Origin of the sequence: Paenibacillus sp. 2TAB19 (assembly GCF_052115185.1) — a bacterium.
Classification (GTDB): domain Bacteria; phylum Bacillota; class Bacilli; order Paenibacillales; family Paenibacillaceae; genus Pristimantibacillus.
The window spans coordinates 1-13786 of sequence record NZ_JBFRGE010000050.1 but is presented as its reverse complement, the minus strand read 5'-3'; the positions used below and the strand labels follow the sequence as shown (position 1 = coordinate 13786).

Here is a 13786-nt window from a genome sequence, read left to right as displayed (position 1 = left end):
TGGTCACGCTCCTCCCATTTCTCCGGATTCATATAGTAAGCAGGTTAATCCGACGATTCCTGCTGTTTCCGTTCTAAGTATTCGTTTGCCGAGCCCGACAAGCACGGCTCCTGTCGTTTCCGCCTCAGCAGCCTCGCGGTCGGTGAAGCCGCCCTCAGGACCGACAATAAGCATGATGTTGGCAGGCGAAGTTTGTTTCCCGGATCGTTCGCTGGGCAATATCCACTCTTGAACCGCCGTTCGGATGCCTTTGCCATGCGCAGCATCCCCTTCGCGCTCGTAGCAGAACAGAACAAGATCATAGTTCTTGATCCCTTGCATCAGCTCGCGCCAGCTCTGCACTTGCTCAATGACCGGCACACGGTTGCGATGAGACTGCTCCGCCGCTTCCTTGGCGATCTTGCTCCAGCGTTCGAGCCGCTTCGCTTCCTTCTTGCCGTCATACTGCACGATCATCCGCTCGGACTGGAATGGCGCGAACGCGTAAGCGCCAATCTCCGTTCCCTTTTGGATAACAAGCTCCATCTTATCGCCCTTCGGCAAGCTTTGGGCAATCGTGACCGACCAGAGAGGCTCGCTGTCCATGGACAGCTGCTCTACAATGTCGGCTTCGACGAGCGTAGCGGACGCATCCTTCACTTCCGCTATCGCCGTACGAGCCGCGCCATCGCTTACGATGAACTTATCGCCCGGCTTCATGCGCATAACGCGCGCCGCATGATGGGCATCCTCGCCCGTCAAACGCACCTGCGTCTCGGTAAATTGATCTGCTGCTACAAAGTATCGCTGCATCGTGAGTCTCTAACCATCCTTCATCATAGCATGTTTCACTTCGTAAAATCCATGATAAACCGTTGCCAGTCAAACGGCGTAAATAGGCTTTCGCACCAATTAATAAGCATAAAAAATATCTCTGAGGACAAATTCAAAATCGGATCAAGCGTTACCGCCCTAAGCGGCGGAATAAACACGATCAGCAGAAAAATAAACATGCCCCACTGCACGTTCTGCTCCATCTTGAAACGGATGCGGAGCGGCAATAGATCAGCTAATATGCGGTATCCGTCCAGCGGCGGCAGCGGAATTAAATTAAAGACGAATAACAACAGGTTAATGGTGATCAGATAATAAAAGAAATGAACTAGCGCACTGTAAACGCCAATTGATCCTGCATGCAGAAGTCCGGTCTCGTTCAATACATATAGGAGGACAACGCCAAGCGCCCCGACAAGCAAGTTGCTCAGCGGCCCTACGGCCGATACCACAATGCCCATCAATCTCGGATGCTTGAAGCGGCTTGCCCTTACGGGTACAGGCTTCGCCCAGCCGAAACCTGCGATCAGCAGTAGGATCGTTCCCAGCACATCCAAGTGAACGCGCGGGTTAAGCGTAACCCTGCCCGCCAGATAGGCTGTATCGTCGCCGAACTTGTAGGCGCTGTAGGCATGAGCGAACTCATGCACAGTGAACGCGATGATGAGGACGAGCGCGATGAACGGCAGGTCCTCCAGCGGATACCACAAAAAGTTTTCCAGGCTTATTCACTCCTTTGCGGTTTTCTAGCAACGAATGCAATCCAATCCTCATCGCGTCTTTTCTCTACGATCTCGAAGCCGGAACGGATCAAGCCGTCCTCAACGTCAGTCTCCTTGTTTTTCCAGATGCCCGACGCAATATATGTACCGCCTGGCTTAAGCGCTTCAAACACATCGTCGATGAACAGCAGTATAATCTCCGCGAGAATGTTCGCCACAACCAAATCTACTGGAACGGTAACGCGCAGTCCGTGCTCGATGCCCGCCGAATCCGCCTGATCTTCGCTCAGAACGCCCAGCAGGTCGCTCAGACGAACCTCCACCTGCTCAGACAGATCGTTCAACCGCACATTTTCCGTGGCGCTTGATACGGCAATCGGATCAAGATCCAGCGCCAGTACGCTCTTCACGCCAAGTCGGCATGCGCCAATTGCAAGAATGCCAGAACCTGTGCCGACATCGATCATCTCTTCCCCGCCGCGCACGACAGACTCGAGTGTCTGCAAGCATAAAGCAGTAGTCGGGTGAGTTCCCGTTCCGAAGGCCATTCCAGGGTCAAGCTCAATGATCCGCTCGTCTGGACCAGCCTCATAATCTTCCCAAGTCGGCTTGATCGTGAGCTTATCCGATATGCGGAGCGGCTTAAAGTATTGCTTCCATGCCGTTGCCCAGTCATCATCGTCCACTTCCGCAGACATGTACTCCACATTACCCGGATCTATATCAAATTCTCTAAGCTGCTCAACGCGCGGCTTAATCGCTGCAATCAGTTCTTCAACATTCGTTTCTTCCGCAAAATACCCTTTAATCACGGCCTTGCCTTCCGGTATATCGTTAAGCGGCAGCTCATACCATTGTCCAAGCGAAGTGTCGCGCGGCTTGTTCAGCGTGCCTGATTCTTCAATGGATACGCCGCCAGCGCCCATTTCATGCAAAAAATTCGAGATCATTTCCGTCGCTTCTTCTGTTGTCGCGATCGTTAGTTCATGCCATTTCATAGATAACGTCCTCCAATACAATAAAAACCTAACATCTATTGTACACCACGAGCGGCTTTTGCACAAAAGTGTTATAGCGAACTTTAGCGATAATTATGCTACAATGCTTACTAAATGCTGGAAGCAATCTTGCTGATTGCTTTTTTGATACAACGTTCAGGAGGGCTGCAGCACCATGTCACCTAGAAATATCGAGAAAGATCAAAGGCTTCGCGACGAGAGGCAAAGCCAGATTCTTGAGGCAGCGATGCACGTTATTGCGCGGCGCGGCTTGCCTGCAACGAAGATCGCGGACATTGCCTCACAGGCTGGAATTAGCGTTGGAAATGTATATAAATATTTCCTCTCAAAGGATCAAATCTTTAAAGCCTTGGTCGAAAACGGACAGCGCGAATATCGGGTGTTCGTCGAGGAGGCGCTGCAATTAAACGCATCACCATACGATAAGCTCTATTGGTATACCGAGAACTGGCTCGTCTACCGCAACGGCTGGGCGATTACCGCTATCCTTCAATACGCACGCACATCGGAAGCCGTACCTCATGAAGTAACGCTGGCGGTCAGCGAACGCTTCATTGACAACTTGCGGCCAATGGCCGCGATTATTGCCGAAGGCCAAACGGCTGGCATTTTCAAGAACGGAGACAGCTTCGAGCTTGCTCTTATTTATGTGTCGATGATGGAGGGCCTTATTTTGCACAGTATTCCGGGTATTCAAGAAATCGCCACGCTTACTCCGGATAAAATGATTGCATTGCTGCTCAAATAACATCTTTATCCAAGGTGAAATAAGCAGCAAATTTTATACTTTCTTATATTTGAAAAAAAGATTGACTCATTTTGGAAATTGCTGCTATCATGTGTACATAGTGAATAATTATTCATCGCAAGTCTACCAGACCGCTGGAGACGCATAAGGACAACTTCGCAAAGAAGAGTCTTTATGCTTTTTTTATTTCCATTATACCAACTTATCCGATGAGATTAATTAGTCAACTAAAAGGAAGAGGATGAGCGCTATGAAGCTATTTTGGTTTATACCGACATACGGTGACGGCCGATATATTGGTTCAGATTTCGGAGCAAGGTCAACAACGCCTGCCTACTATCGCCAGATTGCCGCTGCAGCCGACGATCTTGGTTATGATGGGGTACTGCTCCCTACCGGGCGTTCTTGCGAAGATCCATGGGTGACCGCCGCTTCGTTAATTCCCGTAACGAAAAATCTCAAATTTCTCGTCGCTGTCCGTCCGGGCCTTATGTCTCCTACGCTAGCTGCTCGCATGGCCTCCAGCTTCGACCGCAATTCAGAGGGACGTCTGCTCGTCAATGTCGTTGCCGGCGGTGATCCCGATGAGCTTGAAGCAGACGGCTTGTTTCTGGACCATGACGAACGTTATGAGCTTACCGACGAGTTCATGGATGTGTGGCGCAGAGTGCTTAGCAACGAGTCTGTCACCTTCGACGGAAACCATCTTAGAGTGAAGAACGCGATCAATATGCTCCCTTCTCTCCAGCGTCCTTACCCGCCTGTATACTTCGGCGGCTCATCGCCCGCCGCAATGGATGTCGCTTCCCGACATGCGGATTACTACTTAACTTGGGGAGAGCCCCCAGCTCAGGTGAAGGAAAAAATCGATCGAATGAGAGACATTGCCGCTCGGGCGGGGAAGGAAATCAAGTTCGGCATTCGGCTGCATGTCATCGTCAGAGAGTCTGAAGCKGAGGCTTGGGCGGAAGCAAACCGTCTCATCAGCCGCCTGGATGAAGGTACGATTGCCAAAGCCCAGCAAATCTATGCGCGCATGGACTCCCATGGCCAGCGCAGAATGACCGAGMTTCATAGCGGGAGCCAAAGCAATCTCGAAATATCGCCTAACCTATGGGCAGGTATCGGACTAGTCAGAGGCGGAGCCGGTACAGCTCTAGTCGGTGATCCCGACTTGGTTGCTGCTCGAATGAAGGAATACGCTGCACTAGGTATCGAGACTTTCATTATGTCCGGCTATCCGCACTTAGAGGAAGCCTACCGGGTTGCCGAGCTTCTCTTTCCGAAACTGCGATCACAGCAAGCTGATAGCCAACCGGCGGCGTCACGCGGCGGTGAGATGATCGCTTACCACTACGATCCGAAGCACGGCCGCTAAACGTTAGGAGACTGCCATGTCAAACGCTAATTATCGTCACTTACTGTATTCCGCACTGTCTGTAGCTTTCGTAATTATCGTGTGGACAGCTGTAACAGCACTCAACTGGGTCAACCCGTTATTCATCCCGTCACCACAAAAAGTATGGCTAGCATTCGCACAAATCTGGCAATCCGGATATAAAGGCCATTCCCTCGGACTGCACGTCGCCGACAGCCTATTCCGCCTGGGGAGTGCTTTCGCGCTCGCGGTTATAACCGCGATTCCGCTAGGTCTCATTAGCGGAGCTTCGGCGACTGTCAGAGCTTTGCTCGATCCTTTCATTGAGTTCTACAGACCGCTGCCTCCGCTCGCCTACTACACCATGCTTGTTCTGTGGCTCGGAATCGGCGATTCATCCAAAATCGCCCTACTGTACCTAGCGGCCTTCGCCCCGCTCTACATTGCTGTCGTTGCCGGTGTCAGAAAGGTGTCGATTGACCGCATTCGCGTCGCCAAGACGCTCGGCGCGACCCGAAGCAAGCTGTATCTGCATGTACTGTTGCCTTCCTCGCTGCCCGAGATTTTCACCGGTATAAGAACAGCGATYGGCGTTAGCTACACGACGCTTGTTGCAGCTGAGATGGTAGCCGCGATGTCCGGCATCGGCTGGATGGTGCTGGACGCGAGCAAATTTCTTAGGAGCGATATTATTTTTGCAGGCATTATTCTAATGGGATTAATCGCCATAGTTATCGATTCAGCGGTCCGCCTGCTCGAGAGGAAGCTTGTTCCTTGGAGCGGCAAAGAGTAAATAAAACATATTGTTAAGGAGTGGAGTCTAATGAAGACTGTAAGAACCAAAACCGTTTCTATTGCAATTATTATGTTGATTGCGCTTGTCGGCATCTTATCGGGATGCAGCTCGAACAACGGCAATAATACAGAGAGTCAGACCAGTAAGCCGGAGACAAAGGCTGAAGAAACCGTTAAGCCAAGTGAAAGCACTGAAGAGCCTGAGAACGCTGAGCAGTTGCCTAAGGAGGTCCGCATTGGTTTCCAAGTCATTCCGAATGCGGAGCTGCTCACGAAAGCGCTGGGCTTAGCCGAGAAAAAGTTTCCCGGTGTCAAAGTAACCTGGGTTCAATTCGATTCCGGTCGTGACGTGAATACTGCATTCGCAGCAGGCGGCATTGATCTCGGTCTTGCCGGTTCTGTTCCTGTAGCTATTGGTCTTGCCAGCGATCTGCCGTATCAAGTATACTTCCTGCACGATATTATCGGCGATAACGAAGCGCTTGCAGTGCGCAATAGCTCCAATATTAACAGCATCAAAGATTTAAGCRGCAAGAAGATTGCCGTCCCATTCGGTTCGACCACTCACTTCAGCTTACTGTCTGCATTAAAGAAAGAAGGCGTCGATCCATCTACGGTTTCGATTCTCGACCTTCAGCCGCCGGATATCGTTGCAGCTTGGCAGCGTAAAGATATCGATGGAGCGTTTGTCTGGCAGCCTTCACTCGCCAAGCTCATTGCTGAGGACGGCAAAATACTTATCTCTGCCAAGCAGTTATCGGAGCAAGGCATCATTACGGCCGACGTAGGCATTGTGAGCCGCAGCTTCGCGGAGCAATATCCGCAGTTCGTGAAAGATTACGTCTCGCTGCTCGATGAGTCTGTCGAATTATACCGCTCCAAGCCTGAAGAAGCGGCCAAAGCGGTAGCGCCGCTGCTCAGCCAATCCGAAGCCGACACGCTGCCGCAGCTGCATGAGCTCGTATGGCTGACATCGGCAGAACAGCAGGATGCGAAGTATTTAGGTACAGACAACAGCATTAGCGGATTCGCACAAGTACTGCAACAGACTGGGCAATTTCTCGTTGAGCAGCAGACTATTCCGACTGCCCCGGAAGCAGATGTGTATCAAAAAGGAATTTGGAACGAAGGAATTAAGCGATAAGGAGAGGAAAAGCGATGACGGAAGCTGCTCACCCATTCATACAGCCAGCAGGAGACATCGCGGCTGCGGAAGCTGTTAAGCTGGAGAATATCAGCCTGATCTATCCGGGCAAAACAGCTCAATCAGAGGTTCTGCGCCGTATCGATCTTACGATTGAAGAGGGAGAATTCGTATGCGTGCTCGGTCCTTCAGGCTGCGGCAAGACCTCTCTGCTTAAGGTTATCGCCGGTTATGAGCAGCCTTCCGCTGGTACGGTAAGCGTGTTTGAACGGCCTCATGGCAAGCCGCATCCTGAGGTCGGCGTCGTGTTCCAACACGCTAACCTGTTTCCCTGGTTGTCGGTTCAGCGAAATACGGAATTCGGACTAAAAATGTCCGGTCTGCCAAAAGCGAAGCGCAAGCAAGTAGCAGACAATGTCCTCGAACAGGTTGGGCTTTCGAATTATGCCTCGTTGCTTCCCTATCAATTGTCAGGCGGCATGAAGCAGCGAGTCGCCATTGCGAGAGCACTAGCCCCGCAGCCGCGCATTCTGCTGCTGGATGAACCTTTCGCTTCGCTCGATGCGCTCACGAGAGAAGCGCTCCAGCAATTGCTGCGCAAGCTATGGATACAGACGGGCAAAACCATTTTGTTCATAACCCATGACGTGGATGAAGCACTGCTGCTAGGCACTCGCATCATTACGATGCAGGGATCACCGGGCCGCATCCATTCGGATATCGCCAATCCCCTTAACAGCCGCATAGAACCGTTCGCAAGCGGACGCAAGCATCCTCGCTTCGCTGAACTTCGCGAAAGTCTTGTCAGGTCGCTGCGAACGCCGCAGCACGATCCTGCCTCTACCCAATAATAAGCATCATGCTTACAAACAGAAAAGGAGCTATCTCAAGGAATAACCTTAAGAGATAGCTCCCTTTTCTTGTCTATCTGTTACAAAATCGACGTGTCTGCTTGACCGCCGATCTGTTCGATAAGACGCAGCGCTTTGTCTGCAATGGCCGCATCAACGGTAGCGGTCAGCAAGCCCTGTTCATACAGCCCGCCGACATCGACTACCCGAAGCGCTTGCAGCTTGTGCAGCGCCTCCTGCGCGGCGCTCTCGCCGCTGAAGGTCGCTTTGATCTCGACCTGGTTCATCTTACTGCTCCTGAGCGCGTTGATCCGCTTCAGCTGCGCGCTGGGCAGCTTGGCGATCCGCCTCGTCCGCCAGTTCTTCGGAAAACTCTACGTCCTCGTTTTTCCCGATCGGCAATTGAGCAAAATTCACTTTCTCGAGCTCATTCTTTTGATTATCTGTCATCTGTATCGTCTCCTTTAGTTTACTTCTTCGCGTATGCGTATAACTGCATTACCTGAATAGAGTGCTCGCTGAATTCACTTTCTATACAGCTCCTAATTTCATATCTTTAATCGTTAGCATGGATTACGTATAGTCAAATGGGTCTTTTTGACAACAAATCTGCATTTGACTGGATAATCTCCAACCTAATCCGCCCGAAACAGCTCATTCCCGCCACAAACTCCTATTTGCCTGTACTTTTTCCATTCAAACTGAAACTTGATTGTCACATGGCCATTTTTGGCTGTATCAAATCCAATCTCAATATCTTTGATATTAAAAAAAAAGACGTTCCGGGTTATTCACCGCGGAACGCCTTCTTCATGCGCTCGAATATCGATTCATGATGTTCTTGATCGCCGGCAGACTCGGAGCCCGGGCCGCCCAATTGGCGAAGCAAATCTTTTTGCTCTTCGGTCAGACTCGTTGGAGTAACGACCGTTACCTTCACATGCTGATCGCCTTGGCCGTAGCCGCGAAGCTTTGGTACGCCTTTTCCTTTTAAGCGGAAGTACGTCCCCGTCTGCGTTCCCGCGGGCACCTTCAGCTTAATCTTCTCTGTAAGCGTCGGGATCTCGATCTCGTCGCCAAGCGCTGCTTGAGCGAACGTAAGCGGAACTTCGCAATAGATGTCGTCGCCGTCGCGTTCGAAGAATTCATGCGCTTTGACACGGATAACGATGTACAAATCGCCTGCTGGACCTCCGCGCAAGCCGCCTTCGCCTTCGCCGGAAAGTCTGATTTGTGCACCTTCGTCCACGCCCGCCGGGATACGAACGTTGATTTTGCGTTGACGCTTCACTTTGCCAGCGCCGTGACATGTTCCGCATTTGTCTTTGATAACGCGTCCCGTGCCGCTGCAATTCGTACAAGCACGACGGTTGACCATACGGCCGAACGGCGTATTCTGAACAACCTCTTGCTGGCCGCTGCCTTTACAGATCGTACACGTTTCAGGCTTCGTGCCAACCTTCGCGCCAGAACCATGACAAGTGTCGCATGTCTCGGTGCGAGGAATCGTAATTTCCGTTTCTTTACCGAATACYGCTTCCTTGAACTCGACGGTCATTGTATACTGCAAGTCATTGCCGCGCTGCGGTGCGTTCGGATCGCGTCTGCCGCCTCCGCCGCCGCCGAAGAACATATCGAAAATGTCTCCGAAGCCGCCGAAGTCGCCATTTCYGCCGCCGCCCATGCCTTGATTCGKATCAACATGACCATAACGGTCGTAAGTAGAACGTTTGCCATCGTCGCTTAGGACGTCATAAGCTTCCTTAACTTCCTTGAATTTCGACTCCGCGTCCGCTTCCTTATTGACGTCGGGATGAAACTTGCGAGCAAGATGACGGTATGATTTCTTAATATCGTCTGCGGAGGCATCTTTGCCAACGCCTAACACTTCATAATAATCGCGTTTATCTGCCATCTGTTCTCACCTCCGCTATATGCTATGATTTCATCTGCAAAATGGCCCATCATTATTGGCTTTCGCAAGCGTAAACGGCCAATGCCTTCCCTATGGCGGCTTTCAGCAACCGTTTCGCGAAGAATTCTAAGCATTTTATAAGTAGAAAACTTATAATGCTTAGAATTCACGAAAGGAGGTCAAAGACAGGCTACGCCTGCCCTTGACCTCACGCTCCTGCTAAACGCCTATTACTTCTGGTCGTCTACAACTTCATAATCGGCATCGACAACGTTATCTTTGCCTTTCGAAGCTCCAGCGCCTGCTTCTGGCTCTCCGCCTTCAGCGCCTTGTGCAGCTTGTGCTTGCTCATAGAGCTTCACGGAAAGCTGTTGAACGATTTCAGTCAACTCGGCAGCCGCAGCATTGATTTGTTCGATATCGTCAGTAGCAAGCGCAGCAGTCAATTTTTCTTTCGCTGCATTTGCTTTCTCGATTTCGGAAGCATCTACTTTGTCGCCAAGGTCTTTGATCGTTTTGTCGACGGAGTAGATGAGCTGATCAGCGCTGTTCTTCGCTTCAACAAGCTCGCGACGCTTACGGTCTTCCTCTGCGTTAAGCTCAGCATCCTTCATCATTTGCTCGATCTCAGCGTCGCTCAAACCGCTCGACGAAGTGATCGTAATTTTTTGGCTCTTGCCTGTTCCTTTGTCCAGAGCGGATACGTTAACGATACCGTTCGCGTCAATATCGAAAGTAACTTCGATTTGCGGTACGCCGCGCGGAGCAAGAGGAATATCGTTCAGCGTGAAGCGACCAAGCGTTTTGTTGCCGTTCGCCATGGAACGCTCACCTTGCAATACGTGTATTTCTACGCCTGGCTGATTGTCAGCATAGGTCGAGTAAACTTGCGATTTGCTTGTTGGGATCGTCGTGTTGCGTTCGATCATTTTCGTGAACACGCCGCCAGCTGTTTCGATACCGAGTGATAGCGGAGTAACGTCGAGCAATACAACGTCTTTCACGTCGCCAGTCAATACGCCTGCTTGAACGGCAGCACCGAGGGCTACAACCTCATCCGGGTTAACGCCTTTGTGAGGGTCTTTGCCGATTAGCTTCTTAACCGCATCTTGAACGGCTGGAATACGCGTCGAGCCGCCTACAAGTACAACTTTGTCGATGTCGCTCGGGGACATGCCAGCATCGCTAAGCGCTTGACGAGTCGGTCCAAGCGTACGCTCTACGAGCGCTGCGGACAGCTCTTCGAATTTCGCACGTGTCAGGCTCATCTCCAAATGCTGAGGAACGCCGTCAACCATTGTAATGAACGGAAGAGAGATCGAAGAAGTCAGGACGCCGGACAATTCTTTTTTCGCTTTCTCAGCCGCGTCTTTTAGACGTTGAACGGCAGCTTTGTCCTTAGAAAGGTCGATGCCTTGCTCTTTCTTGAATTCAGCAACAAGGTGATCGATGACCACTTGGTCGAAGTCGTCGCCGCCGAGCTTGTTGTCGCCGCTAGTCGCTTTAACCTCGAAGAAGCCGTCGCCCAGCTCAAGAATCGATACGTCGAATGTACCGCCGCCAAGGTCATATACAAGAATCGTTTGGTCTTCCGTTTTCTCAAGGCCGTATGCAAGCGCAGCCGCTGTCGGCTCGTTAACGATACGAAGCACTTCAAGACCTGCGATCTTGCCTGCATCCTTCGTTGCTYGACGCTGACTGTCATTGAAATAAGCTGGAACCGTAATAACGGCTTGCGTTACCGTTTGACCGAGGTAAGCTTCTGCATCGGACTTCAGCTTTTGCAAAATAATAGCGGAAATTTCTTGCGGCGTGAAATCTTTGCCGTCTACTTGCTCTTTATGGTTCGTGCCGATATGGCGTTTGATCGAGCTGATCGTACGATCAGGATTTGTGATCGCTTGGCGTTTTGCCGTTTCACCTACAATACGTTCGCCGTCTTTCTTGAAGCCTACTACGGAAGGCGTAGTGCGGTTGCCTTCTGGATTTGGAATAACGACGGCTTCGCCGCCTTCCATAACTGCTACGCAAGAGTTCGTCGTACCAAGGTCGATACCGATTACTTTACTCATCGTTTTATTTCCTCCTAAAAAGTTTTGTGTAACGTAGTGGAGCAAAACTTACTTCGTAAGCAACTAACCGCTTACTTTAACCATCGCTGGACGCAATACTTTATCTTTCAGCATGTAGCCCTTTTGCACTTCCTCGACAATAATGCCTTCTTCATGCTCATCGGACTCTACCTGCATAATAGCCTGATGGAATTCCGGATTAAAAGGTTCGCCGACGACATTCATCGCCTTCAGCCCTTCACCCGTAAGTGTCTGCTCTAATTGTCGGAAGATCATCTCCACGCCTTTGGCGAGCGATTCAAAATCGCCGTTTGCGGAAGCTGCAGCCATAGCGCGATCGAAGTTATCAACCACTGGAAGCAATTGCGTAATCAGCTTCATGGAAGCGTATTGCGCGAGCTCTTCCTTCTCCTTCGTCGTACGGCGGCGGAAATTATCAAAGTCCGCTTGCGCGCGTAAGTATCGTTGTTGTGCTTCTTCAGCTTGCTTCTCGAGCTCAGCATAACGGGAATCTGTTGCTACGTCCTCTGCGAAGGTCTCCTCGGCAGCTTGCTGCTGCTCTTCGGATATTTGCTCTTCTACTGCTTCTGCTGCTTCGTTATGTTGTTCGTTAGTCACCTTGTCACCTCCTTAAAAGTCGTTACTTATACCAGCGGCTCATTAAGAGCGCCATATCCTTGGATATTAGATCAAGCAAACTGATTACTTTGCCGTATTCCATCCGGGTAGGACCTAAAATGCCGATCGTTCCAAGCGACTGGCCGTCGACGGCATAGGTTGCCGTAATCAAGCTGCAGTCACTTATCGCCTTGTGGTCATTTTCTGTTCCAATACGTACTTGTATACCTGATGGCAAAGCGGAAAACATTTTCATTATTGCCGGTGTCTCATCAAGCAAATCCAAAATCGTTTTCACCTTGTCGACATCCTTGAACTCCGGCTGTGTCAGCATGTTCGTCGTTCYGCTTAAGAAAATGCGATGCTCATCGTCGCTTTGCAGCGCATGGTCAAGCACTTGAAGCACCTGCTCGAAATGATCGACATGCCGCTCCAGCTCTTGGCCAACCTCGGAATAGAGCTTCGACTTTAAGCGGATCAATGGGACGCCTGTCAGCTTCTCGTTCAAAATGTTAACGACCTTCTGCATATCGTCCATCTTAAAACCTTGCGGCAGCGAAATCGTCCGATTCTCGACATGGCCTGTATTCGTAACAATGATGGCTACAGCCGACGTATCGTCAAGCGGTACTAAGCCGAAATGCTTCAAGGAATTAGAGAACAGCTCCGGTCCGAGCAAGATCGACGTATAGTTCGTCAGATTGGACAGAATGCCGGCAGCATGCTGGATCACTTCCTCCATCTGGCTCATCTTATCCGTAACGAACGAGCGAACCATACCTAGGTCATGCTCATTAACCTCGCCTAGCTTCACCAAATGGTCGACATAATAACGGTATCCCTTTGTAGAAGGCACGCGTCCGGCAGACGTATGCGGTTGTTCAAGAAAGCCAAGCTCCTCCAAATCGGCCATTTCGTTGCGAATGGTGGCCGGACTGAAAGCTACGTCGCCTCGCTTCGAGATGCTGCGTGAACCAACCGGTTCAGCCGAGCGAATATAATCATCCACTATTGCATGCAATATCATCCGTTGTCGATCCGTCAGCATTCGAATTCCCCCTACGTAATTGTTGATCACCGTCATCGTTAGCACTCAATCGATTCGAGTGCTAATCATTAATACAAAAATACCAAACCAGCTTAACGATTGTCAAGTCGGTTCGGTATTTTTTGTTTGTAATAAAGCTGAAATAAGATCAGACCGTTCTTTTGGCTAACTTTCCATCTACATGCATGTTCTTGTTTAATTCCATTTAGTTTTCTGTAGCAACCTTCCATTTTAATGTTTCCGCTGCTGGTTCTTCACTAAAGAACGTGTCTACGCCATATTCCAAGCAATAACCCAATTTATCATTCGTAGCTTTAAAGGTATACGTTCTCTCCAATGTTTCATTTGGCATTAATTTTCCGAAAAACCCGTACTGCGCTTCCGATTCGCCATTTTCAAAGTATATTTTAAAAGTCGCTTCATCTATTTCTTTCTTCGTATTATTCGATTGCACGTATGTAAACGTATATTCTTTGTAGTCTCCTTTATCCGATACTACAATTTCTTTCATTAAAACAGTCATCCCGTTATCGTTGGATATGAATGGTTTATTGAATTCTAAGTATCCAATTTGGCTTTTTACTGGTTTATTTGCAGCAATCTCTTCGCTTAATTCGGCAAACAATTTTTCTTTCATATAGCTAATACCGTTATATACAAATG

The 13786-nt window shown here is 50.0% G+C and carries 15 protein-coding genes; 5 read left to right on the top strand and 10 right to left on the bottom strand.

Annotated elements, in window-relative coordinates; translation table 11 throughout:
- Nucleotides 1-3: 3 nt before the first annotated feature.
- Genes AB4Z33_RS20645 through prmA form a run of 3 tightly spaced genes read right to left on the bottom strand, consistent with a single transcriptional unit; the run spans nt 4 to nt 2533 of the window.
- The gene (locus AB4Z33_RS20645; protein ID WP_442051696.1) at nt 4-792 is read right to left on the bottom strand and encodes a 16S rRNA (uracil(1498)-N(3))-methyltransferase; all 789 of its coding nucleotides are present in this window, start codon (nt 790-792) and stop codon (nt 4-6) included.
- A 35-nt stretch (nt 793-827) separates the two neighbouring features.
- Nucleotides 828-1523, bottom strand: coding sequence for a site-2 protease family protein (locus AB4Z33_RS20640; RefSeq protein ID WP_442051695.1), 696 nt, complete (start codon nt 1521-1523; stop codon nt 828-830).
- A gap of 14 nt (nt 1524-1537) precedes the next feature.
- Nucleotides 1538-2533, bottom strand: coding sequence for a 50S ribosomal protein L11 methyltransferase (prmA, locus tag AB4Z33_RS20635; RefSeq protein WP_442051694.1), 996 nt, complete (start codon nt 2531-2533; stop codon nt 1538-1540).
- A gap of 175 nt (nt 2534-2708) precedes the next feature.
- Between prmA and AB4Z33_RS20630 the strand changes: the two genes are divergently transcribed.
- The 5 genes from AB4Z33_RS20630 to AB4Z33_RS20610 all read left to right on the top strand — a co-directional run bounded on the left by AB4Z33_RS20630 (nt 2709) and on the right by AB4Z33_RS20610 (nt 7470).
- A complete protein-coding gene (locus AB4Z33_RS20630; RefSeq protein WP_442051693.1) occupies nt 2709-3302 on the top strand; it encodes a TetR/AcrR family transcriptional regulator in 594 nt (197 codons plus the stop codon).
- A 250-nt stretch (nt 3303-3552) separates the two neighbouring features.
- Nucleotides 3553-4680: an FMNH2-dependent alkanesulfonate monooxygenase gene (gene ssuD, locus AB4Z33_RS20625; RefSeq protein ID WP_442051692.1), complete on the top strand. Its 1128-nt coding sequence runs from the start codon at nt 3553-3555 to the stop codon at nt 4678-4680.
- A gap of 16 nt (nt 4681-4696) precedes the next feature.
- A complete protein-coding gene (locus AB4Z33_RS20620; protein WP_442051691.1) occupies nt 4697-5473 on the top strand; it encodes an ABC transporter permease subunit in 777 nt (258 codons plus the stop codon).
- 30 nt (nt 5474-5503) lie between these two features.
- On the top strand, nt 5504-6619 hold the full coding sequence (locus AB4Z33_RS20615) for a taurine ABC transporter substrate-binding protein (RefSeq protein WP_442051690.1): 1116 nt from the start codon (nt 5504-5506) through the stop codon (nt 6617-6619).
- 14 nt (nt 6620-6633) lie between these two features.
- Entirely contained in the window at nt 6634-7470 is an 837-nt protein-coding gene (locus AB4Z33_RS20610) for an ABC transporter ATP-binding protein (RefSeq protein ID WP_442051689.1), read from the top strand.
- Between the two features lie 80 nt (nt 7471-7550).
- Here AB4Z33_RS20610 and AB4Z33_RS20605 read toward each other — a convergent pair whose 3' ends face one another.
- From AB4Z33_RS20605 to AB4Z33_RS20575, 7 genes are all read right to left on the bottom strand, one after another.
- A complete protein-coding gene (locus AB4Z33_RS20605; protein WP_442051688.1) occupies nt 7551-7757 on the bottom strand; it encodes a hypothetical protein in 207 nt (68 codons plus the stop codon).
- A gap of 1 nt (nt 7758) precedes the next feature.
- Nucleotides 7759-7920 (bottom strand): YfhD family protein, encoded by a 162-nt coding sequence (locus AB4Z33_RS20600; protein WP_442051687.1) that lies wholly within the window; start codon nt 7918-7920, stop codon nt 7759-7761.
- A gap of 337 nt (nt 7921-8257) precedes the next feature.
- Nucleotides 8258-9385 (bottom strand): molecular chaperone DnaJ, encoded by a 1128-nt coding sequence (dnaJ, locus tag AB4Z33_RS20595; protein ID WP_442051686.1) that lies wholly within the window; start codon nt 9383-9385, stop codon nt 8258-8260.
- 230 nt (nt 9386-9615) lie between these two features.
- Nucleotides 9616-11457: a molecular chaperone DnaK gene (dnaK, locus tag AB4Z33_RS20590; protein WP_442051685.1), complete on the bottom strand. Its 1842-nt coding sequence runs from the start codon at nt 11455-11457 to the stop codon at nt 9616-9618.
- Nucleotides 11458-11520: 63 nt separating this feature from the next.
- Complete coding sequence (gene grpE / locus AB4Z33_RS20585) at nt 11521-12075, bottom strand: nucleotide exchange factor GrpE (RefSeq protein ID WP_442051684.1); 555 nt, start codon at nt 12073-12075, stop codon at nt 11521-11523.
- Nucleotides 12076-12097: 22 nt separating this feature from the next.
- The gene (gene hrcA / locus AB4Z33_RS20580; RefSeq protein WP_442051683.1) at nt 12098-13123 is read right to left on the bottom strand and encodes a heat-inducible transcriptional repressor HrcA; all 1026 of its coding nucleotides are present in this window, start codon (nt 13121-13123) and stop codon (nt 12098-12100) included.
- Nucleotides 13124-13328: 205 nt separating this feature from the next.
- Nucleotides 13329-13786, bottom strand: a 458-nt coding sequence (locus AB4Z33_RS20575) for a hypothetical protein (protein WP_442051682.1), incomplete at its 5' end; no start/stop codon positions are given.

Excerpts from the sequence above, each read along its gene's own strand:
- prmA (WP_442051694.1), bottom strand. The coding sequence starts at position 2,533 with ATGAAATGGCATGAACTAACGATCGCGACAACAGAAGAAGCGACGGAA.
- AB4Z33_RS20600 (WP_442051687.1), bottom strand. The coding sequence starts at position 7,920 with ATGACAGATAATCAAAAGAATGAGCTCGAGAAAGTGAATTTTGCTCAA.
- AB4Z33_RS20645 (WP_442051696.1), bottom strand. The coding sequence starts at position 792 with ATGCAGCGATACTTTGTAGCAGCAGATCAATTTACCGAGACGCAGGTG.
- AB4Z33_RS20630 (WP_442051693.1), top strand. The coding sequence starts at position 2,709 with ATGTCACCTAGAAATATCGAGAAAGATCAAAGGCTTCGCGACGAGAGG.
- AB4Z33_RS20605 (WP_442051688.1), bottom strand. The coding sequence starts at position 7,757 with ATGAACCAGGTCGAGATCAAAGCGACCTTCAGCGGCGAGAGCGCCGCG.
- AB4Z33_RS20610 (WP_442051689.1), top strand. The coding sequence starts at position 6,634 with ATGACGGAAGCTGCTCACCCATTCATACAGCCAGCAGGAGACATCGCG.